A 3291-nucleotide genomic window follows, 5' to 3' on the forward strand; every position below is an offset into this window, starting at 1 on the left:
TCCAACATCGAGCGTCTGGGCGCCAGCCTCGAAGTACTGGGCACGCGCCTGTATCAAGTGCTGTCGCCCGCCTCGGCCGGCACGAATGGCGCCACGCCTCAGCCCGTCTTGAGTAGCCCCCTTGGCAACGCCCTGCACACCGAGAGCGACCGCCTGATTGATCTGGCAATGGTCGTGGAATCGCTCACGCAGCGCATCCAGCTCTGACCCGTCTAGGCCGGTATAGCCATGCCCGCGCCCGCTCATTCGAGCCTCCCCGCTTCCAAAAGCATCTGCGCCGCAATCGTGCGCAGGGCTTGGATGAGTAGGGCGCGGATCTTGGCGTCTGCCCAGTCTGAATCTGTCATTCGAGTTCTTCCAGTTGCACCCTTCCCACAAAAGCTCGCCGCCCAGGCGGGTGCCTCCGCAGTAAGCGGTGGGCCGGGTCGGGTGCATCTGGAAGGGCTGCGTGTTGTTCGTCATCACGCTTCTAGTTTTGCCCCGTCGCAACTGGTCATTCAACTGGTCAGTCCATCGTCTTTTCTCATCGAGGCACCGATGACACAGATACCGCTTCGCCTGCTTTGCAGGCTAGACGCCCCGAGCGTCGTCCCGTCTGAGGCAATCGCCCAGCTCGCCACATACCGCGAGGCCGTGCGCTTCTGCTGGGCTCACAGGCGCGTCACGAACATGACGAAGGCACGGCTCGCCGAGGAGGCCGGTCTCTATGCGCCGCATGTGACCTGCTACCTGGCCGACGACTGCCGCAAGCGCGACCTCCCAGGCTCGGGAATCAAGGCTTTCGAGTACGTGTGCGGCAACACCGCCGTCTCTCAGTGGCTCGCCCTTCAAGCGCAACTCACCGTTTCGGAAGAGGCCATCGCCGACAAGCAAGCGGGGAGGGCGGCATGAACTGCAAGCCTGGAATGGCCGTGATGGTGAAGCGCTCCTTGGCCGGCAATGAGGGTCGCGTCGGAACCGTCTCTCAATGGACCGGGAGTGGCCTCGCCCTGTGRCCCGGATGGCTCGTCATCGGCCGTTTCAAGGATGGACTTGGCTTCGAGTGCGAATCGGGCGTTTTCCCTGACGAATGGCTGATTCCCCTCCCAGGCGGCGAAGGCGCAGACGAGACGCTGACATGGAAAGACGTGCCGGCGCCCATCAAGACCAAGGAGATCGCGTGATGGCTGCGCCCGTCTATGTCATCAAGACCTTGACCGACTTGCTCAAGGTGCCGGCCGACCGCCGCCGCGCGCTGTTCGATGAGATCGAGATGGGCCTGCTGGTCTACGAACTGGCATGGGGCGACGGCGACCCGGACAGCCACGAGCCCATGGAGTTCACCTGGACCGACGACGACTGCCGGGACACCACTCTCCTGAACCCGGATGGAAGCCCCGTGCTTCATGTGCAGATCACGAAGACCACTGAGCCCGCCTAACGAGTTACTAGCAACGGAGTAAGCGAATGCGCAGCACCAACGAACCTCAAGACAGCGTCCTCGGCGGACTTGGYTCGCCCATCCGCTCCGAGAAGCCCGCTCCGGCTCCTACCCCTGTCTCGCCCGGCATCGTCCGAAACCCTGACGGCACGCTGGCCACAAATGCCCCGCCACCACCGCCGACATGGGTCTACACGCCGCCTGCTGCTGCACCGACTGCCGTGACGGCGCCTGGCGTAAGTGATGGCCAGGAGGCCGACTGGGAGGGCCTGTGCGCTGCTGAGCRCCGCCAGTGGCACCGCACGGAAGCCCTTCGCTATATCAACCAAAAGATTGGCGACGCCAAGAGCGCAGAAGAACGGCGCGGGTGGTCTGAGGCTGCTGAATTCCTTCTCAAGCATGGAGCGCCGTAATGACGCAAGCACATCGCATCGTCAACGCCATCCGCTCCGCTCGCGCCAAGGGGCTGACCTGGGGCGAGATTGAAGCCCTTCGCATCAGCACCTGTCCCTGGGTCCGCCTGGCGGAGAGCGGACACCGCTTCCTCCGCGCTGGTGAGCGCATCACGCGCAAGACCGGGCGGGATGGCTTGGTGCGGATCGTGGTGGCGAGGGGCTGAGCTTGGCCGGCGACTGGATCAAGATGCGCGGCAACCTGTGGGATGACCCCAGGGTCGCGGCGCTGTGCGATGCCTGCGACTGCGGCGAGGCTCAGGTCGTCGGCGCCCTGTATTGGCTCTGGGCCACCGCAGACCAGCACACCGAGGACGGGCTGATGCCTGGCCTCACGCTGCGCCAGATCGACCGCAAGACGGGCGTTGCTGGCTTTGGCGCTGCACTGGTTGCAATCGGCTGGATCGCAGAGAGCGACGGCGGCGTCACGCTGTCCAGGTTTGATGAGCACAACGGCGCGTCCGCGAAACGGCGCTGCACGGAGGCGCAACGTAAGGCCAACGTACGCACCGTGTCCGCATCCGATGCGGACAAATCGCAGACAGACGCCGGACAGATTCCGCCGGATTGCGGAGCTAGAGAAGAGAAAGAGAAGAGTTCTTCACTACGTTCAGAAGAAGCGCGTGCCGCGCCTGCTCTTGGGCAATCGTTTCTCGAAAGCCAAGGCGTGAAGCCTTCGCACGCAGCCGACTGGCTCAAGGTCCGGAAGACCAAGCGGGCGCCGCTGACGCAGACCGCTTGGGACGGCCTTGTCGCCGAGGCAGGCAAGGCTGGCATCACTGCAGCCGAGGCCGTGCGCTGGTGCGCTGAGCGTTCGTGGCAGTCCTTCAAGGCCGAGTGGATCGCCAAGGTCATCCCAATGGCCGGCGCGCCGCCCATCACCGTCCCCAGCAACGCTGCCGAGCGCACCGCAGCCGAGAGGGACGCCACCCTAGCCCCGCTCACCGCCGAAGAAAAAGCAGCAGCCGATGCGATCCGCCGTCAGGTCGTCGCCAAGGTGCTGAAGCCAACCGGAGCAACAACATGACCCTCGCCCTCGTCTCAACCTGTGTAGGTGGCCGCCGAGCTGGAACGTTCCAGCCGATGAGCCAGCCACCAAGCCGCCCCAAGCCTGAGCCCAGGCAAACCGGCCTGCCGTTGAACCTGACGGCCAGGCAGTGCCGAGTGCTAGACGCCTATGCCCGCCTTGGCCTGGGAAAGATTGTCGCCCCTGAGCTGGGCATGACCCTGGTTGCCTTCAACAAGGCGCTTGAAGTCTGCCGTCAACGCGCCGGCCACGCCACCAGCATCCAACTCATCGCGGCCTATGTCGCCGCCAAGTACGAAAGCAAGCAATGAGCTACCAGCAGAAAGACAACTCCGGCGCCCTCTTCAAGAACGAAGAGAAGCGCAGCGACAACGGTCCCGACTACTCCGGCT

General features: G+C 64.3%; 6 protein-coding genes. All 6 read left to right on the forward strand.

Going from position 1 to position 3291, the window contains the following annotated elements; all coding sequences use genetic code 11:
- The coding region (locus ACXJKR_RS27930) for a hypothetical protein (RefSeq protein WP_457325601.1) at positions 1 to 207 on the forward strand (207 nt) is incomplete at its 5' end.
- A gap of 111 nt (positions 208 to 318) precedes the next feature.
- Entirely contained in the window at positions 319 to 891 is a 573-nt protein-coding gene (locus ACXJKR_RS27935) for a hypothetical protein (protein ID WP_457325603.1), read from the forward strand.
- Positions 888 to 1163 carry a hypothetical protein gene (locus ACXJKR_RS27940; RefSeq protein ID WP_457325604.1) on the forward strand — a complete coding sequence of 92 codons (276 nt, stop codon included), beginning with the start codon at positions 888 to 890 and terminating at the stop codon, positions 1161 to 1163. Before ACXJKR_RS27935 ends, ACXJKR_RS27940 begins: the two co-directional genes overlap by 4 nt.
- Entirely contained in the window at positions 1163 to 1420 is a 258-nt protein-coding gene (locus ACXJKR_RS27945) for a hypothetical protein (protein ID WP_457325605.1), read from the forward strand. Before ACXJKR_RS27940 ends, ACXJKR_RS27945 begins: the two co-directional genes overlap by 1 nt.
- 412 nt (positions 1421 to 1832) lie before the next feature.
- Complete coding sequence (locus tag ACXJKR_RS27950; protein ID WP_457325607.1) at positions 1833 to 2039, forward strand: hypothetical protein; 207 nt, start codon at positions 1833 to 1835, stop codon at positions 2037 to 2039.
- A gap of 2 nt (positions 2040 to 2041) precedes the next feature.
- A complete protein-coding gene (locus ACXJKR_RS27955) occupies positions 2042 to 2899 on the forward strand; it encodes a hypothetical protein (RefSeq protein WP_457325608.1) in 858 nt (285 codons plus the stop codon).
- Positions 2900 to 3291: the final 392 nt, after the last annotated feature.

The sequence above is a fragment of the Roseateles sp. P5_E11 genome (genome assembly GCF_054049355.1).

Excerpts from the sequence above, each read along its gene's own strand:
- ACXJKR_RS27945 (WP_457325605.1), top strand. The coding sequence starts at position 1,163 with ATGGCTGCGCCCGTCTATGTCATCAAGACCTTGACCGACTTGCTCAAG.
- ACXJKR_RS27950 (WP_457325607.1), top strand. The coding sequence starts at position 1,833 with ATGACGCAAGCACATCGCATCGTCAACGCCATCCGCTCCGCTCGCGCC.